Raw genomic sequence first — 26,647 nt, 5'->3', positions numbered from 1 at the left:
CTGTTCGGCACAATGAGCCAGAGGAGCGGCCACTGTCAAGCCCAGGAGCGGGACACCACACCACGTAGCCAACGATCTCGCACTGCGGTCGTAGCACCACCACCCGTCACCAACGAGGCGGTCTGCCTGCGCAAACTCAGCAGAACCAGGCCGAACCGATTGCCGTCAAGTCCACATGACATGCCGTCGACGCGGAGCGGATACCGAGATTGCTGGGGCAAGGGTTGTTGGGCGGCGTTCTGTATGAGGAGCCGCGCGGCGGTGAGCGGCGTCTACGGTGGGGACAGCCGGCTGCGGTGTCGGTCGGTTCGTGCGCGGCGGCGGTGTGAGCACGAACGGGCAGAACCGATGTGGTGCGAGTAATCCGGACTCAGCACCGTGCCCACCGTGACGGCCGCCGAGTCGAGCCCGAATGTCGCGTGTAGACGGTCATACTCTCGTGTTGCCGCAACACGCCAGGGCGTTGCAGTCCATGGCGGACACCTGCGGCCTTGAGGTGCCTGACTTGCTTGTCGAGGTGACAAAACTCAACCGGCAAGTTGTCGGCCGGCTGACATACCGCAGAACGAGTGACGGTCGCGTCATTGAGAGCGCCAGCGAGCAAGATTGCTGCGCGTCACGACGGTGTCGGGATGGTTAGGGCCCAGAACACGTAGACGGTCGGGGAGAACGGCCTCCAGTTCAGCCACTGCACCCGCCGTGTCCCCGCCCTCGCCACGCCAAAACGCCAAGTTGTTACGCGCCAGAAGAGTGTCAGGATGGTCGGCGCCCAATACGCGGCGGTCATTGGCGACAACGGCTTCCAGAGCCCGCACCGCACCCGCCGCGTCCCCCGCCTCATCGAGCCACGAGGCGAGATTGTGTTGCGCCGTCAGGGTGTACGGGTTGTCGGCGCCGAACGCCCGTACATAGGTCCCTGCAAGCGAACCTGGCGGTGACTCGTCCGGCGGTAGTATCCCAACTCAGATTTCCCTGCGGCGCGGGGCTGGTATCGCCTTCAGATGGGATCCCTATGCCTCCGCTACGTGAGACCTTCCAGGACTCCGGCTGTGGGTCGAGGAACGCGACACTGCGCGTCCAGGTCGAGCGGTGGCTGGGCGACACCAAGCAGATGTGCGACGACTCCCACTCGATCACCGAAGAATGAGCATTCCTCATGAATATCACCGCGGACAGCTTCGACCTGCTCGGCATCGCGATCTGCGAAGTTCTACGCCACTACGTGCCCGACGACGGCGACCGCGACCCTGGCGAACCGTGGCGACCTGCCTACCGCGAATGGCTGCTCAACGTCCGACACAACGCCGACTTCACCGGCTCGTATCCGGAAGAATGGAGGGTCGAGAGCTGGCGCGGTGGCGTATCCCGACAGTAGGTCCCGGAGCCGTTGGGGCCCAACGGTTTCCCGCCGGGCTGTTCTTCTCCGTGTCCATAGCCAGGGCGCTCCGTTTCCAGCTCCCGCCCGTCAATCCGTGCATGCGGTTCTCCCGCACACGGCTTACCGACGCCGTTCACCGCCGGCATTCGACACCACCCGCCAGGCCCGAAACGGCCTGGGTGCAACAACGGTTCCATCAAGGCGGATCAGGCCGAGCTGGTTGTCGGACGCGAAGGCGATCACCCAGCGACCGAACGCTCGGGTGCGGCGATGCTTCTTGGCCACGAAACCCGCCAGCCGCATCACCGCATAGCTCCTGATCTTCTCGAAGCGCAAAGCCGAGTTCCCATAACGGAAATACCCGGCCCAGCCACGGAGGAAGCGATTGACATCCTCCACGATCACCTCAACACGCAGCAACATCCTGCGCCGGTCCGTCAACTCACGGATCCGGTCACGGGCACGCTGCATCGCCTTGTCCGCAGGCCAGCGAGCGAGAAAGGCAACCCCCTTACCGCCGGTGCGTCCCTCGGCACGCACCCACCGATGGTGAAACCCCAGGAAATCCACGCCTGGGCCATCCTCGGTCAGGTGCGTGATCCTGGTCTTGGCCGCCTTCGGCTCCAAGCCCAGTTCGGACAGCAACTCCGTCAGCCGCGCCAGCGCGGCCTCCACCTGCCGCCGAGAGTGGCACATCACCACGGCATCGTCGGCGAACCTGACCAGCACCCCATGCTCGCGAACGTCCCATGCCCGGTCGAGCCGGTGCAGGTACACGTTGCAGAGCAAGGGACTGATCGGGCCACCTTGCGGGGTCCCGGTCACCTCACGCCGCACCACCCCGTCGCTCATCACCCCCGAGCGCAGCATCGCGCGCAGCAGCTTGAGCACGGCCTGGTCGCAGACGCGTTCCTCGACCGCCTGCATCAACTTCTCGTGCGGAATCGCCGAAAAGCAGTTGGCGATATCCGTCTCAACCACCCACCGTCTGCCCCGCCACGCCTCATCCACGAGGACCTGCAAGGCATCGTGCGGGCTGCGCTTCGGTCGGAATCCGAACGAACACGGCAGCATGTCGGCCTCGAAGATCGGCTCGAGCACGATCTTGCAAGCTGACTGCACGATACGGTCTCGAACAGCGGGAATCGACAACGGCCGCAACTCGGCCTTGTTGCCCGGCTTCGGGATCAACACCCGACGCGTCGGCAACGGCCGGTACCGGCCCTCCCGCAACTCAACGGCCACCTCGTCCAACAGCCGGGTCACCCCGTACTCCTGCACGGCGGCCAGGGTGGTGTGGTCGATGCCCGGCGCACCGCCGTTACGGTGCACCGCGACCCATGCGCGCCACAGGACGTCTCTGCGGAAAACCTTGTCCCGCAGCGCATGGAACCGTCGTCCGGGATCGGCCTTGGCCGTCCGGTACAGCGCATGTTGCAAGGCACGAACCGGATCCGCGGGAGAACGTCCCGCAGCGGTGGGACTAGCCGACATCGGCACTCACCGAGCCCTTCCTTGACGAACAGACGCGTCGACGAAGTAGCGGCCCTTCCCTCACCGCCGGTTATGTTGTCCGGTCGGCTCAAGCGGTACTACTGCCGCCTCCGACTCCCTTCCAGCTGGCAGCTCACTTCCCGAGGTCATCGGTTATAGAGCGCCGCGCTCCGGCAACACCTGTCCGCAGGTTGCCGGGCCGGGGAGGGTCTCACCAGTTCCCGCCGCCACTGTCTGAACGTTCCGAGCCCCATACGCCGGGGAGTCCTTCGACGCCTGCACTTCCAGGTCTTCAGCGTCTTCCATGGCCTTCACCGTGTTTTCGGCGGCTCGGCACTCCCTGCACCCCACCCACGGGCGGGACCTCTAACGACGCCGCAGGCTTCGCGTGATGCTACGGACCGCTCAGTTGCTCCCCCTTGAAGGGCATTTGACACTGGGCTTCGACCCGACAGGTTTCCCCGCCGAGCCGCCAGTCTGCTACCGGGCTTCCTGGCAACTACCCGGACCGGACTCACACCGGCAAGCGACGACGAGCTGACAACCAGAGATCACCTACACCAGGCCACCTCCAGTTTGCTGGTCGCGCGGAAGCCCTGGGATAAGGCCGGCGGCGGCACGGGATTCATCGAGACCGCCCTGGACCTCCGCAGCTACATCCGCCCGCCGTAGACGGACGACGGCCTTCCTCGCAACATCCATGCCTGGCAACGCTTCGTCGTCAAGGAGGTCATGGGCCTCGCCGCGCTGCTGGTGTGGGTACGCAGCTGCCTGAAGAACCCACATCTCGACACCGATGACAATCGCAAGAGCGTCAAGCTGTTGATCGAGCGCTTCGCGTGGTTCCATCACCAGGCCATCGAGGCGGCCGTCGCGCTTGGCGACGACAACGACGTCCGGCTGCACAACGCTCCCTGATCCACCAGGTCCGGCCGGCTGCCGCCTCCATGCCACCAATGGCAGCCGACCGTTCCACCGCCCGCCCCAGCTGGTTCACTTCGAGGATCGGGACGCGCGGCTCGCGCGACGGGATGTCGTCCGCGACGAGGGCGGGGGCTCCGGGCCGGGATCGAGGTCGAGCGCGATCACGGTGAGACCGGCGCTACTCGCGCGCCAGGACATGCCGGTGTCTAGGTGACCATCGTGACCGCTGCGCCGGCCCGGAGTTGGATGTCCAGAGCGCGGTCCACGATCTCGTCGTCCGGGTCGGGCAGACGGCGGTGGCCTGGTGGGTCGGAGACGATCTCGACGGTGACCCGGCCGTGTCGCGGCTGGTCGCGTGCGGAGCTGGGATCTGTGTCGCGCAGCACGCCGTCGTTCTCGTTCACGGTCCTGATGATGTGCGCCAACGAGTAGGCCCCCCGCCACCTGGTCCTGTCGTTGCGCTTGGCCCTGTCGAGTTCATCCACCACCGCGATCGGCACCAGCAGCTGCACCGACTGGTCGCCGGCGCCGATCATGTCGCCGAAGTCCAGGTCCTCAAGCTTGCGTTCGTGTTCCAGGTACACGTTGGTGTCCAGCACCACCAGCCAGCTCCAGCTCCGCCACCGCTTCGCGCCGTCAAGCTCGGTGATTGCCCGCTCCAATGCGTCTGAGCGGGCGGTCAGCTCGTTGGTGACCATGGTGTTGAGCAGCCGCTCCTGGTAGACGTCCACCACAGGGGTGGCGCTCATCGCGACCGAGTTGGCGAGCAGTAGCTCGTATCTGCGGGTGCGCACCAGACGATCCGCGGTGGTCGTACTGACCTTCTGACCAAGCCGACGGACGGCGTAGTCCACCCATTCCAGGTACTCCCACATGCGTCGGAACGAACCGCGATCTGCACCCCCTCCAACGGAGTGCAGGTTGTCCACCTCGGACTTCAGGGTCCGCAGCAAGTTCGCAAGGTCGGACGGGTCGACGCCCCGCAGCGGGGAGACCAACATCGGACGATGCTCCCACGAAGAGGCCCGCCAACAGCGGCACCACGTCGCAGCGCGGGCGAGGACGCCCCAGGGGGCGCGGGAGGTTAGGTGCCTCGCCCGCTAAACGACGGGCCCGCCAACGTCGCTGCCGAGCGCGGTGAGGGTCTACTCGTCGTCGGGCCGACGTCGATCGCATTCCTCGATTCTGCGCCGATAGAAGTTGATCACCACGGCGGTTACGTGGGGTGAAGTCGCTGACTGATCGCCGCCGCTGGTACGGACCCGCACCTCACCGGCGGCGGCGCAGACCAGCAGGTCGACGAAGACGTCACTGCCGAGCACCCAGCGCCGCGTGGGGTCCACCGTTACCGTGGCTCCGGCCAGTACCAGTTCGTCGTACATCCGGGGCTGGCCGGCTTCGTGAGGGACGGCTGCTGTCGCTGGTCGATCTCGACGACCCGGAGCGGCCAGCGGCCTACGTGCTGCGTGAGCGAGCGGCGCGAAGGGCTGGCCTGCTGATCGTCGAGCTGGAGCGCATCCCCGTAGGCGGGAACTGGTGGGCGACCCGTCGGCGTAGGGTCCTGAGCAGGCGCGCTGACCGAGCGATGCGCCGCTGTCGACCCGAGGACTATCCGGTGATGCTGGAACTGGTCAACACGACGGCGCACAACCTACGGCTGGTGTACCGCGCGATCGATGCGGGCCTGGAATCCCCCTGGCCGGACAATTCGGGCAGCTAGTCCTCGCGCTTCCACGCGACGCTGGTCGGGCGCTGGTGGGTGGTCAGGTACTCCTGGACCGCGTTCAGCACCGTGTCGGTGGGCAGTTGCCGGCCTTCGTCGACCTGCATGTGCTGGCCTGCGCACCAGTAGTCCACCCAGCGGCCGGTGCGGGAGGTCGAGGCCGGCGTGAAGCTGTGCGCGCCGTCCCACCACGACAGCCATCCGTGAGTGCCGTCCTCGCTCAACCCCACGCCCAGGCTCGGGGTCTCCCGCTCGCTGACCGCGCCGGAGAACAGGGTCCAGGTCTGGTTGGGGCCCGCCGCGGCGGCCGCGCGCAACAGTTCGAGGGCGGTCTGGCTGTCGTCGACGTCGCTGATGTCGGCACCGCCGTCGTCGACCAGGTCGAGCAGGGCCATCGTGGTCAGGCTGCTCACCTCCTGGATCCGTAGATTCTGCGCCAGGGACGATTGTCCCGGGTCGTGCCGTACACGGTCAATCGGGAGCCCGCCGGCAGGTACCGGTCCAGGACCTTGTCGCAGGTATCGGCCCAGTTGCGCTGCGTCTCGATCCCACAGGGCACGTTGTTGATCGCCAGCTCCACCTCCAGGTGTCCGGTTTGGACCATCATCTGAGCGACCTTCAGCTCGGCGTGAAACCGCAGGTACGTATCCCGGACACCCAGTTCGGCGAGCCGGGCGGAGATCGCCTCGCTCAGCTCGGGGTCGTAGCCGGACTCGATCGGCGCAGCGGCCCGCCCGCCCACACGCGGCACGCCGACGGTCCGATCTCCCGCGCCCGAGACGACACGAGGCGGCAGATTCTCCACCAGTCCGGCGGCCTCGGATGGGTAGCGATCGCCGTGCCGGTTAGTGACCGCCGCCGGCCCGCTCGGCGGTGCCTGTCCGGGCGCTGGTCGTCCGCCGGGCGGAGGCTGGCGCGGTGGCGCGGGTGGGGTGCGGGGCGGTGGTTCGGCGCCGTACAGACGCAGCATCTTCTTGATGGCCGCCTGAGCGTTGAACAAGATGACGTAGAGCCGCGGAAACATCGTCTGGTCCAGATCTTTGGCGATCTGCCGCACCGCGACGGGTTCTGCTTGCGTCGAGTCGTGCAGGGTGTCCACGTAGAGCTGGGCGGCACCGGCCCACTCACGCCGGCCCTCGGCGAGGCGTTCACGTGCGCGTTCGAGGTGCGCCAACGTGGTGTGGAGAGCCGTGATCACCTCCTGCATGGACATTCCACCGACCGTAGGGGTATGGGGCCGTGGCCGTCGAGCGGACTGTGCAGGTCAGCACGCTGATCGCCTCCAGCCTGATCACACGCCGTTCTGGCTGGACGAGCGATCGAGGCCAGCCACACAGAGGTCGCCTTATCGCAAATCGGCGGCGGTATGTGATCGTCTCGTCTACGGTCGACACCTGCGACAACACGGGGGTAGCGCAGGTGCACGAGGTTGCGGCGGCTCGCATGCGCCGGGTGATTCGGGACGTGCTGCGGGCTGGCGTCGAGGGCGGTCTGGAGGCCGCGATCGCGACGACCGCCGAGCACTCCTCCGCGGGAAAGTGGGACATTCTGCTTACCGCGTTGATCGAGACCTCGGTTACCGCACTGCGCGCTGAGCATCCGGACAACAGGCCGATTCGGGTGCGCAGCTTCGATGACGATGGGAACACCGAGGAGGACGCAACCGACTCAGCGGATGTGGGCGTCCGCGTTCTCGCGCGGGCGGTGGCTGCCCAGCAGTCCGGTGACCGCCAGCGGGTCGTGGAGCTGACGCGTCAGGCACTGGACTGCTACGACGAGAGTGACCGCGCCGCTGTCGTGGTCAAGGTCTACGAGTTCGCCTTGTTCGTGGCTGCCCGCGCGGTTCGGGACGGCCGTGGCCTGCCCCGTTTCGCGACCCTGGACACGTCGCCGGCGCGCCCAGCACCGAGTGCTGCCGGTCTTGCCGACCGGCGGATGTTCTCCTGGAACTTCGGCGGTGCGGAGTGGACAGCGACAGTGCCGCGTTCCCGGAGCTGGTGATCGCAGGACTTCGCGCGATCACCCTCATGAGTGATCTTGCCGACTTCAGCCGCCGACGCCTCATCGAAGATCCGCATCGGCGACTCAACGCCTTCACCTCCGCCGGAGCGACGTACTCCAGGGCCAACGGCGCAGTTCGTGGCCGGGGTCAGCGAAGGTAGACTGGCGTGCCCATGATCCAGTTGCCCGGCGCGTCCGAGTCGCTGCTCGTCCAGTAGTCGATGGTGGCTCGCACGAACTCCCCGGCGGACAGGCGTCCGTCGCCGTCGGTGTCCAAGTGGGTGAACGCCTGCTCGACCTCGGCCTCACTCAATCCCGGGAAATGCCCGGCGACGAAGGCCCGGAACTCCGACGGACTGACCTGGCCGTTCTGATCGGTGTCGGTGATGGCCAGGAACGCCTCGGCCAACGCGCCGACCGTGGCCTGCGCGGCTGCGGGATCGGAGGCCAGTGTCAGGGTTGAGCGCAGGAACTGCTTCTTGACGATGGTCGTGCCCCCGCCGGGGATGTGCGGCAGGTGCAGCTCCCGCCAGATCCGCACGTAGGCCTCAACAATGCGGCCCTCGGAGTCGGAGCCGGGCGCGTGGCCCAACGCGGCGGCGACACGCTGGCCCATCAGCACGTGATCGTGTTCTGTGAGCTGGCCATCGCCGTCGGCGTCGAGGTGATCAAAACCATGGTTGATCTTCGCGGTGAGGATCTCCGAGTCGCTCATTGCTCCTGCGTAACGCAAAGCGCGCGGCGCCACCACCACCGTGCCGGTGAACGCGTCCCACGATGTCGTGGAATCCTTCAAGCCACCAGCGAATCACGACCTAGCCTCCATGGCCGTTTTGTCCCGGCCCGAAGGAGGTGTCGCCGGTGCCCCCTTGACCACCCGTCTCACCGATGGCCGTCACACCCACTCCCCCACCTCACGCGCCGCTCGCTTATGTGTGCCGTACTGCCGTCTGACCTGCGCAGAGGGGAATCCCAATGCCCCCGTCGCCCGTGGTTTCGAACACCTAGGCCGCAGGTCAGCCATCGAACCGGTGAACGTCGCCAGGATAGTGTTGTCGGTGCGGCCCTACACGGTAAGGAACTCGCCCTTATTGCTGAGTTCGGATCCGTTGGTCGCGGACATCACGACAGCGACTGTTCCGTGGCGGAACGGGTCTTTCACGTCGGTGGCTGGCACCGTCAGGGTCCAGTCGGTGATCTTCGCGGTGCACGACAGCCCCGACTTCGTGACCTTGCCGCGGGGAACGGTGTCTCCTTCCTGTTGGACGGTCTGGGCGGCAACCACTTCCAGGGAGACCGTCTGGGGCTGGGAACAACGCAGGTTCCCGGTCACGACCAGACTCCCGTTACTGGCCAGCTTGCCCTTGTAGGCAAAGGCCGTCCCGCCGGCCGCGTAGGCCGCCGGCACCACCGCCACCGCCATCACCAGACCCGCGAGCCCGACCCCGATCCGCCCCAGCCACTGCTGTGTCCTCGCCGTACCTCCAGGATGTTCCGCCCCTGCACCCAGGCGGGAGACCCGTCCCTAGCGTCAACCCGACCAGGCGACAGCATTCACCCTCGTGAGCCCGCGAACTACCGGTCGTGCGGCCCGCAGCCGGTCGCGCGCCGCCGCCGGCACGACGTCACCCCGAGTCGAACCCAGCGAACCGTGTTCTCGTCCCAGGTCAGACCGCCGTCGGCGAACGTGTCGTGGTCGACCAGAATGACCTCCGACACTGGCATCACTACCGGCTGCAGCCGGTAGTGACCAGCACGGCGCGGTCTGGGCTACCTCGTGGCGATGGCCAGGTCCAGGGGAATCCCAATGCCCGCCGTCAAGGTGACGCGTTCGAAGTGCCGGCGCAGCCGCCTGGGGGCGCGCGGGCAGCATCTACAGTGCCTCGTGCATCTCAGGGCTGGCCGCTGCATGCCCGTGGCTTCACCGGCCCGTACTCGGCCGGCAACTGCGTCCAGGCTCGCCGCTGCGACGGGTTCGTGTTCAGCGCCCACTCCGCGCCCGACTCGCCCTCGGGCTTCGACCAGATCCTCCCCAGCCGATCGTCTACGGCCAACAGGCCACCCGGCTCAGGGGCGTCGTCGGCGTACGTCGCCCATCCCTCGGCGTCGAACCCGGCGATGTCCCGGTACCGCCACGCGATGCGCAGCAGGTTCGCCATGCGATCGTGATGACGTCGGTGCCAGGCAAAACGCTGTCAGAAGTGCAAGTTCGTCCTGCCGGCCGACGAGCCGGTCGGGAGCGATCGCCTCGACCTGCTCCCGGTAGCGGCTCCACGCTGATCCAGCCGGCCCACGTGAACACTGCCCGCAGACCCGACCTGCACGACATTGCCGACAACGGTCCCGCTGACGACGTTGTCGACATCGAGACGGCGTTCGGGCTCCCCTCCACTCATTCGACCCATCCCGTCGGATATCGCACCGAACGCACCCGCTCGCCATTACGCCGATCGGGTAACGTCGCCCAGCAAGCCGGACGGCCCGCTGCCCTTGAACGGACCATCGCCATCGACACGCGCTCCTCGCTGGCTTCGTGTTGCGGCGCGACCGGCACCGCATTGCTGGCCTCCTGACGATAGAGACCGCACTCGGCGGCGCCCCTCCACGACCACGACCACCACGACAACAGTCCGCTCTCGTCGCGACTGGGCGGCCGGAAACCAGGTGCCTGCCCGCGGCTCAGGATAGGTCCTGGACACTATGCTACTTCAGTGCGTGTTGATGTCGACTTCAGTTCATTGCGGCCATGGGGTGGCAGTCAGGCTGGCGGATTTGAGGAGTTGTGCTGCCAGATCGCCCGGGCACGAGCTGACGGCCGCGGCGATCGGTTCGTGAGACTTGGAACACCCGATGGAGGCATCGAGGGGTACGCCTCCGACACTGCCGGCAACGAACGCGCGCTTCAGGCAAAATTCTTCCTCGGCAAGCCTACACCCGGACAATGGCGCGAACTCACCGCGAGTATCGAGCGCGCACTGTCAACACATCCACGGCTGATACAACTTGAGATTGCACTTCCCGTCGACCGCGCCGACCCTCGACGCCAGGGTGAACAGTGGTTCATGGATGAATGGAATGAGCACGTTACACGCTGGACCACCCTTGCAAAAAGACGCGGAATGTCGGTGGAGTTTGAGTTTTTCGGCAAGTCGGAACTGCTCACAGAGCTGACACGAGCCGAACATGTCGGCCGATACCAGTGGTGGTTCAATCGCAGTTTTATTTCCGACGATTGGCTAGCTAACCGATGGGCACAGGCGCGCGCGAATGCCGGCCCCCGCTACAACCCGCAGTTACACATTGCTGTACCGATCGGCGAAACGTTGGAAGCGTTTTCTCGTTCTCCGCGCTTGCTCAGGGAACTTCAGCTCTTGCGTGACGATGTTGTCACTGCGCCAACACGCCTTCGCCGTCGCGGCATTCCCGAAGGCGTCATTAGCGAACTCGAATCCGCATGCCAAGAGCTGCCACAACCACTGTATTCGGACCTGACGAGCTCACTGACGGCCGGACATAACGTCGACGCCAGAATACGCCTCGAGGCCGTCGATGTTCCGCCGTTCGACGACTGGGCGCAAGCATGGGACGACGTAAAGAATGGTGGAGGCCACCTCCTCTGGCTGTGCCAGGAGACACCGAGAGATACCCCAGCGGCACATCTATCTCAGGAAAAACAATTAGCAGGTGGGGATATAGCGGGAGGCATTCTGTCGCAGTCCGAACGCGCCGAGCACCTGTTGACGGTTCACGCTAAAGCCTACGAGTCACCAGCCCTGTTGATCACCGGAAAAGCGGGTAGCGGCAAGACGCATCTCTTGTGTGACATGACTCGAATCGCCCTGGATCGCGGACAGCCCAGCATACTAGTGCTCGGGCAACAACTCGGCCCGCATCATCCATGGCAACAGATTCTTTCCGCACTCGATTTCACCGGTTCTACGGAAGAATTCCTTCAGTCGCTGTCCGCACGCGCGGAAGCATGCGGTCAGCGAGCGTTGCTGATAATCGATGCACTCAACGAGAACAACGGGCCTGTTCTGTGGCGCAACACCCTTGCAGGGTTCTTGGCCACCGCGCGCCAGTATCCCTGGATTGGCGTCATTCTCAGTGTTCGCGACACATTCGCAAGCAGCATTGTCAGCGACCACCTCGACAGCAAAATCCTGCTCCGCGTCGCCCACGACGGGTTCATCAACGTCGAATTCAACGCAATCGCGACCTACTTCGCCCACTACCGACTACCGCTGCCTACTGCGCCGCTGGGGCTGCTACCAGAGTTCACCAATCCACTTTTTCTGAGGCTGTACTGCACGGCCGCCGGCTCAGCACCACACCTGCTCGACTCCCCCGCGCCGGGATTCAACGCGGTAATCGAGGCCGCATTGGACGCCGCAAACCAGCACGTGTCGACCACGATCGACGCCGACCACCACGCGCAACTCGCCCAGCGTGCCTGCAGCCAGCTCGCGCGGTCACTCCGAGCCCGCGGCCGAAACTGGCTGTCCCGCGCGGAAGCAACCGAACTGCTGACACCTCTACACGTCTCGTCCGGCTATTCAACGTCCCTGCTCTTCGCGCTGATCCACGAGGGTGTGCTCGCAGAGGACGCCCTGGCCGACGAACGCGGCGCCACGCAGCAGGTGGTGCGATTTGCCTTCGAGCGCCTTGGCGATCACCTGATAGCGACAGCAATCCTCGACGAAGAACTGGCCTCCCTCACACCTGCCGCTGGCACGAACGCAGACGAGGAAGCGACCTGGACGCTCGAACGCCTGCGGACGTCAGAGTCGATCCGCGTGTTAGCCAACAGCCCCACGGCGCGCGGCGTGCTGGCAGCCCTCGCAGTGCTGCTCCCCGAACGCGTCGGCGTCGAACTCGCAACTCTCTTCTGCGCGCTCGCCGAAGACGGTCAACTCACAGAACTCCCTGACACTGACTGGGAGCACGACACCTGGCTCGACAGCCTGCTGCTGCGGGCCCCCCGGAGCGTCACCGCGACGGCGCGAGACCGGCTGCGCCGCGCGATTGTCGAACCGTCGGAAGCCCCGACGTGGCCCCCTTCCGAGTCCCGACGTGACACCATCGCCGTCGCACTGACCTTGGCAATGCACCCGGCGGTGCCGCTCGGCCCGCTGTGGTTGCACGAGATCCTGGCCCCGTTGCCCATGCCGGAGCGAGACCGCTGTTTCACAGCGGGGCTGAGCGCGGGCCGGTGGCGCAAGGACTACAGTCCGTACCAGCCTCTCCTGAATTGGCTGCGCGACTGGGCTGCCCGACCAGCCGCGTCCGGCAGTAGCCCGCAGCGGCCGACGGCAACCAGCACTGAGGCCGTCGCCGCTCTGATGTGGGCTCTGGCAAGTCCTGACCGATGCCTCCGCGACGACACGACGCGGACCCTCGTGGCTTTGAGCGATCACGACCCTCGTGTGGCCACCGACCTTGTCACCCTGGTGTCCAACGTCGATGACCCCTACATCGTCGAACGTGCACTGGCGGTACTCTGCGGCGCCACCACACGAACGCGCGATCCGATCCGGTTGGCCGGCTATGCCGATACTCTGCGCACCTTCGTGCACCGCCTCGGAATTCCCACCCACGTACTTGCCCGGGACTACCTGGCCTGCGCCGCTCAACATCTTCACGCGCACGGCACCCTCGACCAGTCCATGTTGGGCAAATCCTGCCCTCCCTACGACACTGCCTGGTCGGCCTTCCTTGGCCGCAACGACCTCGGAGACCTACACCACCGCTTCGCAGCAGCACGCAGGGAAGCTTCCCTGGGCACGAACACAGATCCAGCACACACGCTGCCTCCCACAGCTAACAGCTACGCCACCATCATCTCGTCTCTGACCAACGGGCACTTCGGTCACCATGTGATGAAATTCGTCAACCGCACATCAACCCCTTGGGCAGCACAACGACTCTCTGAACCCGATAACGGCTACGTCACTCCCGTCGATACCTCTGCACTGCTTCCCTGGGTGTTTACCCGAGTGCTCGACTTGGGGTGGCGCCCCGAACACTTCGGACAGATCGACGCCGCACTGGCCCAGGAGCACAACAGCGCTCGGTCACCTGGCAAGCCGGAACGGTTTGGGATGAAATACCAGTGGATCGCGTGGCATGAAACCACCGCACGTCTATCCGACACTCATCGACTGCGACGCCAGGATGACCCAGGCCAGGAACGCACCTACCGCGGCGCATGGCAAATCGGTGCGCGTGACTTCGATCCGACCCATTGTCTCGACTGGCTTACAGTGCAGATGCATCCGCGGTTCCCCTACATACCAGCCGAGATCTGCCACGAATACCCCGACTATCCCGATCACCTCCTGGCCGGGCCGATGCTCGCCACCATCGTGAGGGCATCGCACACATCCGCCGCGAGAGCCACTTTCACCACCGAGACGGATCGTATGACCAGCCGAACGTGGCTAGGGCGGGATCTCCCAGAGCATGAACTTCGTTGGCCGCAGGGACCATGGTGGTTTCCGGTTACTCCCACGATACACTCAACCCGACGCGCATTGCCGAGTACAGCAGAACTCGCGGTTGCGTGGACACACGAACAAGCAGAATGGGTCAACCAGGACGATGACCTCATTGACCCCACACCTCTCTTGACAGTCACCGCCGATCTGGACACCTGGACCCACAATCGCACGCAAGCGCCACCGGCAACAAATGACAGAAACTATGTCGTACTACATGCACGTCATTCAACTGACTGGTCAGCCGACGGGCACCCAATAACCCGCGCCGGGCAACAGGAGGCCTCCCCGCACCGACAGCTCACAGTCTCCTTGTCCTCAGTACTCATTAACGAGGCGGATGCCGTAACACTCATAGAAACACCGCTCAGCGGACTCGGCACCGTACCCATCTCAGCGAACCTTCTCACTGCGAACATGTTTCTCACCGAATGGCCCGCCAGTCCGGAATGCACTAACCATGCGCAGCAGAATTACAACAAGTGCGACTGCTCGCCCTTGCGGCCACATGAGCGACCCGCAAACCTCCCCATTCCGAGAATACCACTCGTCGACTACTATCACTGGAAGGTTGAGCCCGATTCGGCGACTTCCACCGCCGGTGTCGACCACTCGCTTATCGCTTCCACGAGCGTTGCACTACTGTCCAGTAGATCGATTTCCGCACTCGGCCTGACGGACCTTATTTGCATCGACGGCATCGCCCGCAGTGAAACCAACCGAATTGTCGCCGCAGACCCTTCTTCCGGCACACCTCTACCCCCGGCTTTACTGATTGATAGCGCCACCCTGTCGGTGGCGCTTAAGAGAAATCGACTTGCGCTGGTCCAGTTTGTCGTACAGCGAAAGGCGATAATGAAAGATCCCCTGGGGTGTGCGACGTACCCGGGGACTCTCACCCGCACCAGCGCACATATTCGCCGCCACGACGGCACCCTATCGACGAGATCATTCACGCATCGCTCCGAATGATTCAGATCGACATAGCACAACGGGTGGCTGTCTAGCGGAGGTGCAGCTCGTACACCGCGCGGGTCTTGCCCGGCCCTTTGAAGTCGGTGATCACCTCGACGCCGTTGACGCGGTGGTCCCCCGGGACGTTGACGAAGCCCAGCGCGCCCCAGGCGTGGTGCGCGCTGGTGTTCTCGGGTTCGGAGGTGAGGTACAAACGGCCACACCCCCAGGCCTCGCCCTGAGCACACACGCTGTTGATCAGCGCCTTGGCGATGCCTTGGCGCCGGTGGTGGGCGTGGGTCATGACGTCTTGGATGTAGATGTCGTCGGGGTGGTCCTGGCTGCGGATGGCGATGACAACGCCGGTGATCGTGTCCTCGTGTGGTGCGACGGGGCAGGTTGAGGAGAACAGGGCGGAGTACAGCCAATAGTCGGAGGCGGTTCTCGGCCAGATGTAGGGCGAGCCTTGGCTGAGGAGGTCGATGACCTCGCCGATCATGTCCTGGTGGAGCGGCTTGATGATCACGAGGTTTCCTCACCTTCCGGGGTGTCGAGGGTGTCGGTGGACGAGGGAGACGATCTCACGGGCGGCGTCAGCGGGGCGCACAGCCTCGGTGATGGCACGGCCGACGATGAGGATCCAACGCAGCAACACACGCACGACCCTCCCGACCGCGGGTTGCCGGGGAACGGCTTGCCCCACCGCCCGGTGCCTGCAGGGGGCGACAAACACGTCGGGGGAACGCGCGGTGACGTGGCAGGCTTGCCAGATGCAGCTGAGCAAGAACCCCGAGTACCTGGCCGCGGTCGCCGCGGCGGTCGAGCAGTTCCGCGCCGCGCTGGTCGACTTCCTCGAGCTGCACGTACCCAACGAAGGCCCGGCGGCTGGGGTGGCGTGGCGCGCGGGATCGCCCCGGCGGTGTTCCCCCGCGACGACGCTGACCCCGACGAGATCGCACGACGACGGAAGAAAGTGTCCCAGCTGGCCGGCCGCGCTTCCGCCGCAGTGCCACTGACCGGCATCTCGATCGGCGTGCAGGGCGTCGGCACCATCGACCCGATCACCGCGTGGCAGACCATCACCCGCCCCAAGCCCCTGTTGGAAGCCTCTGACGTCCTCGACGCCTGCGATCAGGCCCTCGGACGCCTCGAAGGGATGGTCGTGCGGGCCGAGGCCGAGCGGCCACCGGCGATCGGTGCCGAAGCGATGCACCCGGTCATGTGGGGCGCGGCGGGCCGGTTGTGGCGTGACGGGCACTTCCGGGAGGCGGTGGCCGGCGCGTGCGAGGCCGTGGTCGCGGTGGTGCGGGCCCGCACCGGGCGCAACAACGTGCCCGCGACCGGGCTGTGGCAGGAGGTCTTCTCCGAGAAACCGCCGCAGCCGGGCAAGTCGCGGCTGCGCTGGCCGGGTGACCCGGCCGACCAGGACGTCAGCACGATGAACGCCGGCCTGCGGTTCTTCGCCCCCGGCGTGCAGTTGACGATCCGCAACAGCGCCGCCCACGCGAACATCGACCTTGATGAGCAGGCCGCGCTCGAGCGGCTGGCCGCGCTAAGCCTGTTGGCGCGCTGGCTCGACGACTGCGACCTCCTCGAGGCTGCGCAGCGTGAGGACGGCACGCCAGCGGCTGGCTAGCGCCCGCCCAGTATGGCGGGCGCTAGCCAGAACGGTCAGAATCGGTCGTCGCGGAGGCTCTCGTAGGCAGGGCCCTCGCCGAAATCGAAGTGGTCGACGGGACTTCGTCGGGCAAAAGCGCCTGCTGGGTCAGGCCTGCATCGGTGAGCTCATCACTTGGAAGCTCACCGTGGTTGGCTCGGACCACGTCGCCGACGGCGCGAACGTGGTCGCGGTGGATTCGGTCACGCACCTCAGCTACTACCCGGTACCCGCCGGCGTTCTACGACGGTTCCGGCGTCCGGGTACACCGCGAGGTCATCGAGCGGCACTGGCGAAGGTCAGAGCGAGATCCACCGCCTCCTGCGGGGTCGCGGCAGTGGTCACCGGATCGGCGAGCTCAGTACCGTCGTGGTTGCGGATCTCCCACCCGCCCAGCGTGATGACAGGGACGCCGCCGCGTCGTTTCGCCAGTGCGATCTCGGACAAGGTCCCCCAGGAGCAGCCCACCGCGATCACGGCGTCGCCGGACCAGACAATGATCGCGTTGCGCGCCTCTCCCATGTTGGTCACGAGCACGGCGGACAGGTCAGGGCTGGCGTCCTCGGACGAGTCACCCGGCCGTACGCCGATGACCAGTCCGCCTTCAGATCGCGCGCCCGCGGCCACTGCGGCCATCACGCCGATGCCGCCACCGCAAATCACGATGGCGCCGGCCTGCGCCAGAAGGCGGCCCACCTCGAGGGCATTGGCCTCGTCCTGCTCGGTGCAGTGGCGCGGGCCGCAGACGGCCACCTGTATCGGCACGGGCGGTACCTTCCTGATCAGTATGTGGTCTGTCAGTTCGTGTCGGAGTTGTCGAGCCCAGCCGGAACGGCCGCCGGGGTGGCGCAGAATTCGTCAAGTCCGCTCCGCAGGGCTGCCACCTTCGATGGGTCCGCAGTGGGCAGCGCCGTCAACGTCGTGTTCAGCGCTCGCGCGCGACTGATCACCGGCACGGTGCGATGCCCGACAACGGTGGAGCTCAATGCTTTCGCGAGGTGCTCGCCAACGGCGTCGAGATCACCACGAGCCAGGTGAGCGCCGGCAAGGTCGATCCGCGCGGCGGCGACGAACTGCACGTTGGGCTCCCGTTCACCAGCGAATTCCTGGACCGCTGTCTGCGCCCAGGTCACCGCGGCGTCAAGGTGGTTGAGACCGCCAAGCCCGCGATAGGCCTCGCTGGCGTAGTAAGCGGCCTTGCCTGTCGGAAACGCGAACACACCCGGCTCGTCAGCGCTGGGCTCGATGGGCGCGGACCCTGCCACCGCAAGCGCGCGATTCATCTCCGAGGACTCAGTTCGAGCGGCGCTGATCCGCGCCTGTTGGCTCGACAGCCGCAGCAGGCTCGTGCCGGTCGTAGCGAACGGAAGCGCCGCCTCGACCAATGCCGCCGCCTCCTTGTACCGGCCCGCCCAGTAGGCGACATTGCTTTGGACCCAGCGGGTGTACACGTGGAGAGGGCCGTATCCGGCCACCTCCGCACAGTGCAGTGCGGTCCGGGCGTGGGTGTTCGCGGCATGCGCGTGGCCCAGGTCAGCGGAGGCGTGGGCCAGCAGCGCGCACATCTGCCCACCGATTTTGTGCAGGTGCATTGCGTGTCGGGGCGACTGGCGGCCCTCGATCAAGGCGAAAACGTCATCACGGCCGCCGATCAGGCGCGCGAACACTGTGGCCGGAGGATCGGTCAGGTAGCACGAAGCGATGTCAGCGACGTCGGCGTCCAACTGCTCCAGGACGTCGTCGTCGATGTTCGTGGTGGCGCTGAAGCGTCGAAATCGCGCAGATTCCTCAGCGGCCATGGCTACCTCCTCACGGGTCGGCAGACCGGCTGCGTCGCACCGCACGATGCGCCGACGGCTCCGGCTGCCGCCGTCCTCGGGGTTCCGGCGGGCCGGGAACTCAGTGGTACATGAGACATCCGCATACGAGGCCGCCTCAACTGCTAGGGGGTTCGGCGTGTACGGGATCCTTACTGGACGGGAGAACCCGTCGGCTGACGGAGCGAACAGAAGCCGGTCTGACGGGCTGAGATGTTGCATGTCGTCGGCGTCGACGAGTTGGGACGGGGTGCATCCGTGCCCGTACGTCACGGCCAGATTCGCTAGATAGCGCACGGGCGGTGCCATCCCGCCGTGTGGCCAGCTCTCGTACTCGCTGACGCGGTTGTCACGGAGCCCGGCAGCGGGATGATCGGCGTTGTATCTCTGTGCTAGTTGCCATTGCGACAGTCCGAGGGCGTGCCGCCAGGCGGCACGGGGCCGCAGGTTGAACCGGCGGGACATCTCGGCCACGATCTGGGCGACGGAGCATCCGAGGCCGCGCATCTGGTCGCGCAACGTATCGCGATTGGCCTTGTCCGAGGCCCCGACTCTCCTGGGCATCCGACCAACCTCCCGTGTGCACGACGCCTGCGGTGTCCGCGACGAACGGTAGCTCCCAAGAGCCCCGTGCGGCGACGCGATCTGCCGCAATTGCTGGAAGTTTTCACCCCCATTAGCGCTGTTTTCGCAGTTCAGCGCCACCGAGGTGGGCGAGGAAATGTTCCCGGCCCCACGGGAGGTCATTCGGCCATGATCGGGCCAGGCTGGATAGGTGCGGATGACGAGGACGTCGTTCGCTCGACCACGCTGGAGGACAACGCCGTGACCACTGCGATCGACGCCAACAAGGTGACCGTTCCCAGCTCAGCTCCGGCCGACCACCTTCGCGATGTCGTTTCCCTGGTCGTGCCGAAGGACAGCCCGCTCGGCCGTGTCGCCCTCTCAGTCGACGACCTCGCTTCGCACGTCCCGCCGCACGTCACGGATCAGACGACCTGTCCGCTGTGCTCGCATCCCTGGCCATGTCCTCGATGGGCGCAAGCAGCGCGGCAGATCCACGGGGCAGGTGTCCAACTGATGGACATGGTGCCGCGAGATCTGCACACGTTGGTTTGGCCACCGACGACCGACATTCGGTCCGCCTAGACCGGCCCGGCCCAGTCCTGCTTGCTGGTTCAGCCACAGCCGCCTAGCAGGGAGAGGTGGGCGGGCTCAGCGTGATGCCGAGGCGGGCACTAACCACCTAGGGCTGCCGTATCGGACGTGAAAGCTGACCTCCTCAATCGCGGCCGAGCAAGTCGATTCCCGGTCAGTACGACCACACCTCGCCGCCCCAGCCGCCGCTACTTCTCGTCGGCAACAACGCATCCTGCTGTCCGTCGCCAGCCGCTTCGCGCCGTGCGTCCCGGTCCGCGCTCGGCTTGGTCACACCCGGAATCGCCGACGACCTCGTCATTGTCACCACCCCTCCGCCGCATCAAGGAGTCTCTGTTGACCACGCACGACAAGCAGAACGCACTGGGACCGCCCGCGATCGTCCTGGAGGTCTGCGCCACCACCGTTATGACCTCCTATCTCGATCAGAGCGGCGAGCGGGTGTGCGTCAAGCTGCCCACGCGCGCCCAACCGGTGCTGCTGGCGGCCACCGAAGCCGGCGCCGAGGAACTGATCGCCGTGCTGATTGGGGGGTTGCGCGACCTGCGCGCCATAGGCGGCCAGCAGCACCCGGACCGACCTCGCCGCGGTCTGAGCACAGTCCTGGCCAGCGAGATCGCGTCCGTCACCGACGGGACCGAGGAGCCCTGATGGCCGCAGCGCTGGACCGTCCGCCCGTCGTTGAGCCCGACCGCGCCGGAAGCGCCGATCTGCTGCGTCGGGACCTGGGCATGCTGGACGAAGAGATCCGCGAGCTGAACGCGGACTACGAGATGGCCACACGCATGCCCGAGGCAGCCGAGTGGATCACCGAGATCATCGCCAAGCGCACCGAGGTACACGGCCTGCGGCGCCAGGTCGTCGACCATCTCGCCGATCTCGACACGGTTGGCGGTGGACTGCGATGACCAGCGTCATCGGCACCGACGGCACGCCCGCCGCGAGCAGGGCCGGCAGCATCGGCCCGTCCGAAGCGATGATCATCGGTTGTGTGCTGGCCGGCTGGGGAAATCCTCTGTCCTGCGCGGACATGAGTCTTGAGCGTGCCAAGCGCATCGTTGCCTGCACGCTGGCCGAGCACACCCATGACGAGGTGCTGCGCTGGCACACCAGGGCCGCGCCCCCGGAATGGACGATCCGCTGGCGCTGGGCGGCGGAGGCCACCAAGCGGCTCTACGGCGGCGACCTGGACACCAGCGCGCTGCCCAGCGAGTTCGACCCGGCGGCCGGCGAGGTCCCCACGGTCTGACGGGGACGCGGCGCAGTTTCCACGGCGGCATGCTCCCAGATAGCTGTGCGATTCCCTATAAGTCCAGGACGTCAACTTTAGTTCCCGACCACTTGCTCTTGGGTGGACGAGATCCAGTATACATATAAAATGGGCAAGGGGAGCCTGAGGTGTAGATGATGTCACGCGATAGTTAAGGACAATAACATAAGGTTTCCATGTTAGGAGCGTGTTCTTTTGTTACGTATAAGGTGTCATACGTTCGCACATTTGTAAGCAGCGCCAAGCTGGCCGGTTGATCAAAGGGGTACGCGATCATGACCGCACCGGTCCACCTGGTGACCGTCACCGGGCTGATCACCGGCCGGGACGGGCGACTGCTGATCATCCACCCGTCGGTCGGCCAGTCCGAAGCGGCGCAGGTGTGGTGGTTGCCCGGCGGCGATCTGGGCCACGCGGCCAGCCCGGCGGAGTCCCTGCGGCACGTGGTCTACCAGCAGCTCGGCATCCAGGTCCCCGTCCGCGGCCTTTACCTGACCGCCTATCGGCGCGCGACCGCGGTCGGCGAGCAGCCCGAGCTGGTCCTGCTGTTCGACTGCGGCGAGCACGACGCGGCCGCGATCGAGGACGAGCTCTGGCCCGGCGAGGGCGTTGCGGCCTGGCAGTGGGTCACCCACGCCGACGCGGTCCGGCTGCTGCATCCCGACGAAGCCCGTCGACTGACCTGGGCGCTCACAAACCCGGCCCCCGCCAGCTACCTCGAACAACCGCAGCACTATCAGCACATCGACTCAGGGGGAGCACGCGATGCAGACGATGCTGTGGGGCGAACCGACACCAGCGGCGGCCCCTGACCGTGCCGAGCAGACGCTGTTCCTGCCGTCGCTGGGAGACACCCCCCCATCGAGTTCGTCCCCGCACAGCCCGTCGGTGACGACCACGCCGAGCCGATCACGGCGCCAGTGTCGGTCCAGGACGCAGCCGTCGAACCGTTCGACTGGTTCGGCCCAGCGCCCGCACGAGCGCAGCCGATCGCGGTTGGCGAGGACCCCACGATCCTGCTCAACCCGCGCGATCCGGTCGTGCTGGAGCGCGTGCTTGCCGGATTGCGCAGGCTGTAGCGCCGCCGCTGGACACCACGGACCCGTCCGGTGCCAACCCGACCGGTGATGATCTTCAGCCCCATGGCGCGTACGGCCCCGAACCCGCACCGACAACTGGAAGAGTGACCGAGTGAACACCGTACGAGACAACGACACCAAGGCTACTCAGCAGGATGCCGCCGCGCTGCGCGCGACGATGGTCGAGCAGCTGCGCGCCCAGGGAGAGCTGCGGACCGACGCCGTGATCCGGGCCTTCGCCACCGTGCCACGTGAGGCGTTCGCGCCCGAGGCCCCGCTGGAGAAGGTCTACGACCGCGACGACGTCGTGATCACCAAGCGGGACGAGAACGGCCTCGCGCTCAGCTCGGTGTCCGCGCCACGCATCCAGGCGATGATGCTGGAGCAAGCCGACATCCAGCCCGGGATGCGGGTGCTGGAGATCGGCTCCGGCGGCTACAACGCCGCGCTCATCGCGGAACTGGTCGGCCCCGACGGCGAGGTCACCACCGTCGACATTGACCCGTTCGTGGTCGACCGCGCCGAGCGCTACCTCGCTGAGGCCGGGTATCCGCAGGTCCGGGTGCTGCTGGTTGACGCCGAGGGCGGTGTGCCCGAGCACGCGCCGTTCGACCGGATCATCGTCACGGCCGGCGCCGCGGACATCCCGCCCGCCTGGACCGAGCAGCTCGCCGAGGACGGCGTGCTCGTCGTCCCGCTGCGGATGCGCGGGCTCACCCGGTCCGTGGCGCTGGTCCGCGAAGACGGGCACCTGGTCAGCCGGGGCTACCAGCTGTGCGGGTTCGTCTCGATGCAGGGCTCCGGGGCCAACGCCGAGCGCCTGGTCCTGCTGCGTGGCGAGGACATCGCGCTGCGGCTGGATGGCGGGCAGACCGCGGACGGCGAGGCGTTGAGCGCCGCGTTGACCTCGCCGCGCGTCGTGCGCCCCTCCGGCGTGGAGGTCGGCGGGTTCGAGCCGTTCGACGAGCTGGACCTTTTCTTGGCCACGGCGCTGGACGACTTCGGGCTGCTGGTGGCCACGCCCGCCGGGATTGAGTCCGGCCTGGTGGAACGCTCCACCCGCATGGGCGCCAAGACCACCCTGGTCGGCGGCAGCTTCGCCTACCGGGCCTCGCGGGCGACCTCGGAGGAGCGCACGTCGTTCGAGTTCATGGTCTACGGCCACGGCCCAGACGCCGAGACGGTCGCTGACCGGTACGTGGAGGTGATCCGCGAGTGGGACCGCGCGCACCGGGGCGGTCCCGGCGCGCGGATCGAGGTCTTCCCGGCCGGCACCCCGGACGCCGAGATCGGCGAGGGCCGCCTGATCGACAAGAAGCACACTCGCGTCCTGATCTCCTGGCCGGCCTCGTCATGACGGCCGCGGCCAAGTAGTCCCATCCGCACGATTCACCAACCCTGCAAAGGAGATTCGCTATGACCTTGCAGCACACGCAGACGCCCGCAGTGGCGGGCATGGAGTTCGATCTCGACGTGTCGATCGTCGCCTCCGGGCCGGTCGTGGCCGACCTGATGCGCAACACCGACGACAACTGCGGCCAGACCTGCCAGAGTGCCTGCTCCAACAGCACCTGCGGCTGACACACCACGGCGAGCTGACCGATGACGGCCTGGTAGGCAGAGGCGAGCGCCTTGTCCACCAGGCCGTCTTTCGCGTGAAGGGGGTTGTTGCAGGTGTTCACTGTCGTCGACGCGGCCTTGCTCCGGCTGGCGATCCAGCCGTCCGATGTGGACGAGCACACGTGGCCGGATCTGAGCGGCGATCACGTGCCGCAGTGGCGTGACTGGCTGGCCCGGACCTGGGCGGACGAGCCGTTCGCCGGCGCGGTGCGAGCGGCCAGCCCGGACCTCGCCCGCCGCGTGGTCGCGGTGTGCGCCGGCCGCGAGCAGCGGCCCCGGCAGGTGCGCGGCGCAGTGGTGTCGCTGCTGCGCTACCGGTTGCGGTCATCCAGCCGGGCCACCCCGTTCGGTCTGTTCGCCGGCGTCGCGCCCGCCGAGTTCGGACCAGCCACCACAGTCCGGATCGGCGATGGCCACCGCGTCACCGGCCGGGCCGACGCCGTGTGGCTGTCCGGGCTGGTGGGCGAGCTGGAGCGCTGCCACGGTCTGGCTGAGCGGTTGCCGGTCGTGGTGAACAACACCGCGACGGTACGCGACGGCCGGCTGGTCATCGGCTTGCGCCAGCACCCCAACCCGGCCGCAGCCCGCACCGATCCGGCCGAGGTGTCCATCCGCCACACCCGGCCCGTGGAGCTGGTCGTACACGCGGCGCGGACGCCGATCCGCCTGGGCGATCTCGCCGACCGGCTCGCCGTCGCGTTCCCCGACACGCCAGTCCCGGTGATCACCGCGATGCTGATCCAGCTGGTCGAGCAGCGCGTCCTGCTCACCGGCCTGCGCCCGCCGATGACGGTCACCGACCCGCTCCGGCATGTCCTGGCCGCCCTGGCCGACGTCCGCGCCGAGGATGTCCCGGCTGCGGCCGGGACGCTCGCCCGACTACGCGACCACACTGGCCCCGGGCCGGCGGACAGGGTTGATCTGCGCGCGGACGCCCAGGTCGTGCTGCCCCACAGCGTGGCCACCGAGGTCACGCGGGCGGCGAGCGTGCTGGCCCGGCTCACCCCGCAACCGTTCGGCACGCCGGTCTGGCGGGACTACCACGCCCGGTTCCTGGAGCGCTACGGCGTCGGCGCGGCCGTGCCGCTGGTGGAGCTGGTCAACCCCGACATCGGTCTCGGATACCCCGCCGGCTACCGGGATTCCCAGCTGGAACGCCCCAACGCGAGGGTGAGCGACCGGGATACCGCTCTGCTGCGGCTGGCGCAGACAGCGGCGGTGAACCGGCACGTCGAGGTCGTGCTCTACGACGCGACGATCACCGAGCTTGAGACGGACACCCTCGGACAGGCGCAGTGGCCGGCGCACACCGAGCTGGCGGTACGGGTGCACGCGCCCAGCCGGGACGCGCTCGACCGGGGCGAGTTCCAGCTGGTCGTGGCCGGCGCGTTCCGCGCCGCCGGAACAACCGCCGGCCGCTTCCTCGACCTACTCGACGACGCTGACCGCGACCGCATGGCCCGCGCGTACGCCAGGCTGCCGACCGTCAACGACGGCGCGCTGCGGGTGCAGGTGTCCTGCCCGCCGCTCTACACCGAGACCGAGAACGTCGCCCGCCACCCGCAGGTCCTGCCCGACCTGCTCTCGATCGCCGAACACCGCTTCGGCTCCGACACGGTGCTGATGCCGCAGGACCTGGTGGTCGTCGGCGACGCGCACCGGTTCACCGTGTGGTCGCGCTCGACGGCGCGGCCGGTGGAGCCGGAGGTGTTCAGCGCGGTGGAGTTCACCAACTTCTCCCACCCGCTGCTGCGGCTGGCCTGCGAGCTGACCACCGCGAGGACCGCCATGTGGGGGCCGTTCGCGTGGGGCATCGCCTCGCAGCTGCCGTTCCTGCCCCGACTGACCTACCGCCGCACCGTCCTCTCGCCGGCGCGCTGGACGCTGACGGCGGCCGACCTGCCCGGCAAGCACGTCTCCTGGCCGGAATGGACGGTGGCCGTGGCCGACTGGCGGGTCCGGGCGATGGTGCCCGCCATGGTCTACCTCGGCGCCAACGACCAGCGCCTGCTTGGATCTGGACGAGTCCGCGCACCTGCACCTGCTGCGCGCCCAGCTCGACCGTGACGGGCACGCCACCGTGCAGGAAGCCCCCGGTGCCGGCGCGTTCGGCTGGATCGACGGCCACGCCCACGAATCGTCGTCCCGCTCGCCTCCACCCAGGCCCGCATCTGGCCCCCGCTGCCGGTCCGCACCGCGCCGATCACCGCCACCACCGCCAGCGACGGACACCTTCCCGGTGCGGGGAAGTGGCTGTTCTGCAAGCTTTACGGCCACCCCGACCGCCACACCGCCCTGCTCACCACCCATCTGCCGGAACTGCTGTCCACACTGGACAAACCGGTGCGGTGGTGGTTCCTGCCCTACCGCGATCCGGACAATCACCTGCGGCTGCGCATCCAGCTCGCCACGCCCGACTGCTTCGGCACGGTCGCCGTCCACCTTGGCGCATGGGTCGCGCGACTGCGCCAACATGGGTTGATCGCGACGATGCAGCTAGACACCTACCTCCCGGAGACCGGCCGCTTCGGGCACGGCACTGTGATGGCCGCCGCCGAGGAGGTGTTCGCCGCCGACTCCGCCGCCGCGCTCGCCCAACGCGCACACCTCGCCGCTGGCCCCGATGCCGCCGATGTCTGGGCGCTGACCGCCGCAAGCCTGGTCGACCTCGCCGCCGCGTTCAGCGGCGACTACACCACCGGCAACGCCTGGCTGATCGACCACATCACCACCGGCCCGGTCCCCGCGCCTGACCGCGCGGTCTACGACCAGGCGCTGCACCTGGCCGACCCGCGCGACGATCTCGCGACGGTACGTGGCCTGGCCAGCGGCGAGCAGATCGCCGCCGCGTGGGCGGCGCGGCGCACGGCGCTGGCCGCCTACCGCGCCGCCCTCGCCCGCGCCGGAACGCCCGCGCCGGACTCGGTGCTGGCCTCGCTGCTGCACCTGCACAGCGTTCGCACGTCCGGGATCGCGCCGGAGATCGAGCGGATCTCCCACCGGCTGGCCCGCGCCGCCGCCCTGAGCCAGACCCACCCGAAAGGCCGTCGATGAGCGACCACCAGTCGCAGTCGG

General features: G+C 67.1%; 29 protein-coding genes. 16 read left to right on the top strand and 13 right to left on the bottom strand.

Translation table 11 applies throughout. From position 1 onward, the window contains the following. Nucleotides 1–581: 581 nt before the first annotated feature. Nucleotides 582–875, bottom strand: coding sequence for a tetratricopeptide repeat protein (locus tag KUTG_RS66955; protein ID WP_369794692.1), 294 nt, complete (start codon nucleotides 873–875; stop codon nucleotides 582–584). A gap of 137 nt (nucleotides 876–1,012) precedes the next feature. Here KUTG_RS66955 and KUTG_RS65635 point away from each other — a divergent pair, with 137 nt between their 5' ends. Both KUTG_RS65635 and KUTG_RS52430 read left to right on the top strand, forming a co-directional pair. Further along, complete coding sequence (locus tag KUTG_RS65635; RefSeq protein ID WP_255361001.1) at nucleotides 1,013–1,147, top strand: hypothetical protein; 135 nt, start codon at nucleotides 1,013–1,015, stop codon at nucleotides 1,145–1,147. Between the two features lie 9 nt (nucleotides 1,148–1,156). Beyond that, nucleotides 1,157–1,375 carry a hypothetical protein gene (locus KUTG_RS52430; protein WP_043727707.1) on the top strand — a complete coding sequence of 73 codons (219 nt, stop codon included), beginning with the start codon at nucleotides 1,157–1,159 and terminating at the stop codon, nucleotides 1,373–1,375. A gap of 123 nt (nucleotides 1,376–1,498) precedes the next feature. Here KUTG_RS52430 and ltrA read toward each other — a convergent pair whose 3' ends face one another. Further along, nucleotides 1,499–2,818 carry a group II intron reverse transcriptase/maturase gene (gene ltrA, locus KUTG_RS52425; protein WP_198047692.1) on the bottom strand — a complete coding sequence of 440 codons (1,320 nt, stop codon included), beginning with the start codon at nucleotides 2,816–2,818 and terminating at the stop codon, nucleotides 1,499–1,501. Nucleotides 2,819–3,604: 786 nt separating this feature from the next. Here ltrA and KUTG_RS52420 point away from each other — a divergent pair. Beyond that, nucleotides 3,605–3,790, top strand: a complete 186-nt coding sequence (locus tag KUTG_RS52420; protein ID WP_043727705.1) for a hypothetical protein — start codon at nucleotides 3,605–3,607, stop codon at nucleotides 3,788–3,790. Nucleotides 3,791–4,002: 212 nt separating this feature from the next. Here the strand turns inward: KUTG_RS52420 and KUTG_RS52415 are convergent, their stop codons facing one another. From KUTG_RS52415 to KUTG_RS52400, 4 genes are all read right to left on the bottom strand, one after another. Then, on the bottom strand, nucleotides 4,003–4,797 hold the full coding sequence (locus tag KUTG_RS52415) for a PIN domain-containing protein (RefSeq protein WP_043727703.1): 795 nt from the start codon (nucleotides 4,795–4,797) through the stop codon (nucleotides 4,003–4,005). Nucleotides 4,798–4,941: 144 nt separating this feature from the next. Next, a complete protein-coding gene (locus KUTG_RS52410) occupies nucleotides 4,942–5,178 on the bottom strand; it encodes a hypothetical protein (RefSeq protein ID WP_043727700.1) in 237 nt (78 codons plus the stop codon). A 334-nt stretch (nucleotides 5,179–5,512) separates the two neighbouring features. After that, complete coding sequence (locus KUTG_RS52405) at nucleotides 5,513–5,932, bottom strand: Imm1 family immunity protein (RefSeq protein WP_043727698.1); 420 nt, start codon at nucleotides 5,930–5,932, stop codon at nucleotides 5,513–5,515. Next, nucleotides 5,929–6,726 (bottom strand): DddA-like double-stranded DNA deaminase toxin, encoded by a 798-nt coding sequence (locus tag KUTG_RS52400; protein ID WP_157495473.1) that lies wholly within the window; start codon nucleotides 6,724–6,726, stop codon nucleotides 5,929–5,931. The genes KUTG_RS52405 and KUTG_RS52400 overlap by 4 nt, the downstream gene beginning before the upstream one ends. A gap of 32 nt (nucleotides 6,727–6,758) precedes the next feature. Between KUTG_RS52400 and KUTG_RS52395 the strand changes: the two genes are divergently transcribed. Continuing rightward, entirely contained in the window at nucleotides 6,759–7,520 is a 762-nt protein-coding gene (locus KUTG_RS52395) for a hypothetical protein (RefSeq protein WP_157495472.1), read from the top strand. A 148-nt stretch (nucleotides 7,521–7,668) separates the two neighbouring features. On the opposite strand, the gene KUTG_RS52390 is transcribed toward KUTG_RS52395, so the two are convergent. The 4 genes from KUTG_RS52390 to KUTG_RS52380 all read right to left on the bottom strand — a co-directional run bounded on the left by KUTG_RS52390 (nucleotide 7,669) and on the right by KUTG_RS52380 (nucleotide 9,679). Continuing rightward, nucleotides 7,669–8,235, bottom strand: a complete 567-nt coding sequence (locus KUTG_RS52390; RefSeq protein WP_043727693.1) for an EF-hand domain-containing protein — start codon at nucleotides 8,233–8,235, stop codon at nucleotides 7,669–7,671. Between the two features lie 351 nt (nucleotides 8,236–8,586). Beyond that, on the bottom strand, nucleotides 8,587–8,943 hold the full coding sequence (locus KUTG_RS52385; RefSeq protein WP_043727691.1) for a hypothetical protein: 357 nt from the start codon (nucleotides 8,941–8,943) through the stop codon (nucleotides 8,587–8,589). 152 nt (nucleotides 8,944–9,095) lie between these two features. After that, on the bottom strand, nucleotides 9,096–9,245 hold the full coding sequence (locus tag KUTG_RS60340; RefSeq protein WP_157495471.1) for a hypothetical protein: 150 nt from the start codon (nucleotides 9,243–9,245) through the stop codon (nucleotides 9,096–9,098). A 167-nt stretch (nucleotides 9,246–9,412) separates the two neighbouring features. Next, complete coding sequence (locus KUTG_RS52380; RefSeq protein WP_043727690.1) at nucleotides 9,413–9,679, bottom strand: hypothetical protein; 267 nt, start codon at nucleotides 9,677–9,679, stop codon at nucleotides 9,413–9,415. A gap of 135 nt (nucleotides 9,680–9,814) precedes the next feature. Between KUTG_RS52380 and KUTG_RS60335 the strand changes: the two genes are divergently transcribed. Together KUTG_RS60335 and KUTG_RS60330 are read left to right on the top strand one after the other, a co-directional pair. Further along, a complete protein-coding gene (locus KUTG_RS60335; RefSeq protein WP_157495470.1) occupies nucleotides 9,815–10,093 on the top strand; it encodes a hypothetical protein in 279 nt (92 codons plus the stop codon). A gap of 138 nt (nucleotides 10,094–10,231) precedes the next feature. Next, nucleotides 10,232–14,989 carry an NACHT domain-containing protein gene (locus tag KUTG_RS60330; RefSeq protein ID WP_157495469.1) on the top strand — a complete coding sequence of 1,586 codons (4,758 nt, stop codon included), beginning with the start codon at nucleotides 10,232–10,234 and terminating at the stop codon, nucleotides 14,987–14,989. A 31-nt stretch (nucleotides 14,990–15,020) separates the two neighbouring features. Here KUTG_RS60330 and KUTG_RS52375 read toward each other — a convergent pair whose 3' ends face one another. Then, nucleotides 15,021–15,497 (bottom strand): GNAT family N-acetyltransferase, encoded by a 477-nt coding sequence (locus KUTG_RS52375; RefSeq protein ID WP_043727687.1) that lies wholly within the window; start codon nucleotides 15,495–15,497, stop codon nucleotides 15,021–15,023. 369 nt (nucleotides 15,498–15,866) lie between these two features. On the opposite strand from KUTG_RS52375, the gene KUTG_RS52370 reads away from it, so the two are divergent. Continuing rightward, complete coding sequence (locus tag KUTG_RS52370; protein ID WP_198047691.1) at nucleotides 15,867–16,607, top strand: TIGR02391 family protein; 741 nt, start codon at nucleotides 15,867–15,869, stop codon at nucleotides 16,605–16,607. A 297-nt stretch (nucleotides 16,608–16,904) separates the two neighbouring features. Here KUTG_RS52370 and KUTG_RS52365 read toward each other — a convergent pair whose 3' ends face one another. Next, nucleotides 16,905–17,393: an SLOG cluster 4 domain-containing protein gene (locus KUTG_RS52365; protein WP_084580897.1), complete on the bottom strand. Its 489-nt coding sequence runs from the start codon at nucleotides 17,391–17,393 to the stop codon at nucleotides 16,905–16,907. Nucleotides 17,394–17,425: 32 nt separating this feature from the next. After that, on the bottom strand, nucleotides 17,426–18,427 hold the full coding sequence (locus tag KUTG_RS52360) for a hypothetical protein (protein WP_052396489.1): 1,002 nt from the start codon (nucleotides 18,425–18,427) through the stop codon (nucleotides 17,426–17,428). Nucleotides 18,428–19,939: 1,512 nt separating this feature from the next. Here KUTG_RS52360 and KUTG_RS52350 point away from each other — a divergent pair. The 9 genes from KUTG_RS52350 (at nucleotide 19,940) to KUTG_RS62850 (ending at nucleotide 26,626) form a co-directional block, all read left to right on the top strand. Then, a complete protein-coding gene (locus KUTG_RS52350; RefSeq protein ID WP_043727684.1) occupies nucleotides 19,940–20,254 on the top strand; it encodes a hypothetical protein in 315 nt (104 codons plus the stop codon). Beyond that, nucleotides 20,254–20,511, top strand: a complete 258-nt coding sequence (locus tag KUTG_RS52345) for a hypothetical protein (RefSeq protein WP_043727681.1) — start codon at nucleotides 20,254–20,256, stop codon at nucleotides 20,509–20,511. Before KUTG_RS52350 ends, KUTG_RS52345 begins: the two co-directional genes overlap by 1 nt. Beyond that, complete coding sequence (locus KUTG_RS52340; RefSeq protein WP_043727679.1) at nucleotides 20,508–20,852, top strand: hypothetical protein; 345 nt, start codon at nucleotides 20,508–20,510, stop codon at nucleotides 20,850–20,852. The genes KUTG_RS52345 and KUTG_RS52340 overlap by 4 nt, the downstream gene beginning before the upstream one ends. Before the next feature lie 296 nt (nucleotides 20,853–21,148). Next, nucleotides 21,149–21,685: an NUDIX domain-containing protein gene (locus tag KUTG_RS52335; RefSeq protein ID WP_043727678.1), complete on the top strand. Its 537-nt coding sequence runs from the start codon at nucleotides 21,149–21,151 to the stop codon at nucleotides 21,683–21,685. 108 nt (nucleotides 21,686–21,793) lie between these two features. Beyond that, the gene (locus tag KUTG_RS60325) at nucleotides 21,794–21,952 is read left to right on the top strand and encodes a hypothetical protein (protein ID WP_157495468.1); all 159 of its coding nucleotides are present in this window, start codon (nucleotides 21,794–21,796) and stop codon (nucleotides 21,950–21,952) included. Nucleotides 21,953–22,064: 112 nt separating this feature from the next. Continuing rightward, nucleotides 22,065–23,309, top strand: a complete 1,245-nt coding sequence (fxlM, locus tag KUTG_RS52330) for a methyltransferase, FxLD system (protein WP_043727676.1) — start codon at nucleotides 22,065–22,067, stop codon at nucleotides 23,307–23,309. A 59-nt stretch (nucleotides 23,310–23,368) separates the two neighbouring features. Continuing rightward, a complete protein-coding gene (locus KUTG_RS57745; protein ID WP_084580895.1) occupies nucleotides 23,369–23,533 on the top strand; it encodes an FxLD family lanthipeptide in 165 nt (54 codons plus the stop codon). Between the two features lie 93 nt (nucleotides 23,534–23,626). After that, a complete protein-coding gene (locus KUTG_RS52325) occupies nucleotides 23,627–25,639 on the top strand; it encodes a lantibiotic dehydratase family protein (RefSeq protein WP_198047690.1) in 2,013 nt (670 codons plus the stop codon). 45 nt (nucleotides 25,640–25,684) lie between these two features. Next, nucleotides 25,685–26,626: a thiopeptide-type bacteriocin biosynthesis protein gene (locus KUTG_RS62850; RefSeq protein ID WP_198047918.1), complete on the top strand. Its 942-nt coding sequence runs from the start codon at nucleotides 25,685–25,687 to the stop codon at nucleotides 26,624–26,626. Nucleotides 26,627–26,647 lie beyond the last annotated feature (21 nt).

The organism is Kutzneria sp. 744 (assembly GCF_000568255.1).
GTDB lineage: Bacteria > Actinomycetota > Actinomycetes > Mycobacteriales > Pseudonocardiaceae > Kutzneria.
The sequence above is the reverse complement of the archived record's forward strand: the minus strand, read 5'-3'. Positions and strand labels throughout refer to the sequence as shown.

Coding starts and splice junctions, on each gene's coding strand:
- KUTG_RS52430 (WP_043727707.1), top strand. CDS start 1,157: ATGAATATCACCGCGGACAGCTTCGACCTGCTCGGCATCGCGATCTGC.
- KUTG_RS52410 (WP_043727700.1), bottom strand. CDS start 5,178: ATGTACGACGAACTGGTACTGGCCGGAGCCACGGTAACGGTGGACCCC.
- KUTG_RS52385 (WP_043727691.1), bottom strand. CDS start 8,943: ATGGCGGTGGCGGTGGTGCCGGCGGCCTACGCGGCCGGCGGGACGGCC.
- KUTG_RS52345 (WP_043727681.1), top strand. CDS start 20,254: ATGGCCGCAGCGCTGGACCGTCCGCCCGTCGTTGAGCCCGACCGCGCC.
- KUTG_RS52360 (WP_052396489.1), bottom strand. CDS start 18,427: ATGGCCGCTGAGGAATCTGCGCGATTTCGACGCTTCAGCGCCACCACG.
- KUTG_RS52340 (WP_043727679.1), top strand. CDS start 20,508: ATGACCAGCGTCATCGGCACCGACGGCACGCCCGCCGCGAGCAGGGCC.
- KUTG_RS52335 (WP_043727678.1), top strand. CDS start 21,149: ATGACCGCACCGGTCCACCTGGTGACCGTCACCGGGCTGATCACCGGC.
- KUTG_RS57745 (WP_084580895.1), top strand. CDS start 23,369: ATGACCTTGCAGCACACGCAGACGCCCGCAGTGGCGGGCATGGAGTTC.
- KUTG_RS52400 (WP_157495473.1), bottom strand. CDS start 6,726: ATGCAGGAGGTGATCACGGCTCTCCACACCACGTTGGCGCACCTCGAA.
- KUTG_RS65635 (WP_255361001.1), top strand. CDS start 1,013: ATGCCTCCGCTACGTGAGACCTTCCAGGACTCCGGCTGTGGGTCGAGG.
- KUTG_RS60340 (WP_157495471.1), bottom strand. CDS start 9,245: ATGCCAGTGTCGGAGGTCATTCTGGTCGACCACGACACGTTCGCCGAC.
- KUTG_RS52420 (WP_043727705.1), top strand. CDS start 3,605: ATGGGCCTCGCCGCGCTGCTGGTGTGGGTACGCAGCTGCCTGAAGAAC.
- KUTG_RS52390 (WP_043727693.1), bottom strand. CDS start 8,235: ATGAGCGACTCGGAGATCCTCACCGCGAAGATCAACCATGGTTTTGAT.
- KUTG_RS52380 (WP_043727690.1), bottom strand. CDS start 9,679: ATGGCGAACCTGCTGCGCATCGCGTGGCGGTACCGGGACATCGCCGGG.
- KUTG_RS52415 (WP_043727703.1), bottom strand. CDS start 4,797: ATGTTGGTCTCCCCGCTGCGGGGCGTCGACCCGTCCGACCTTGCGAAC.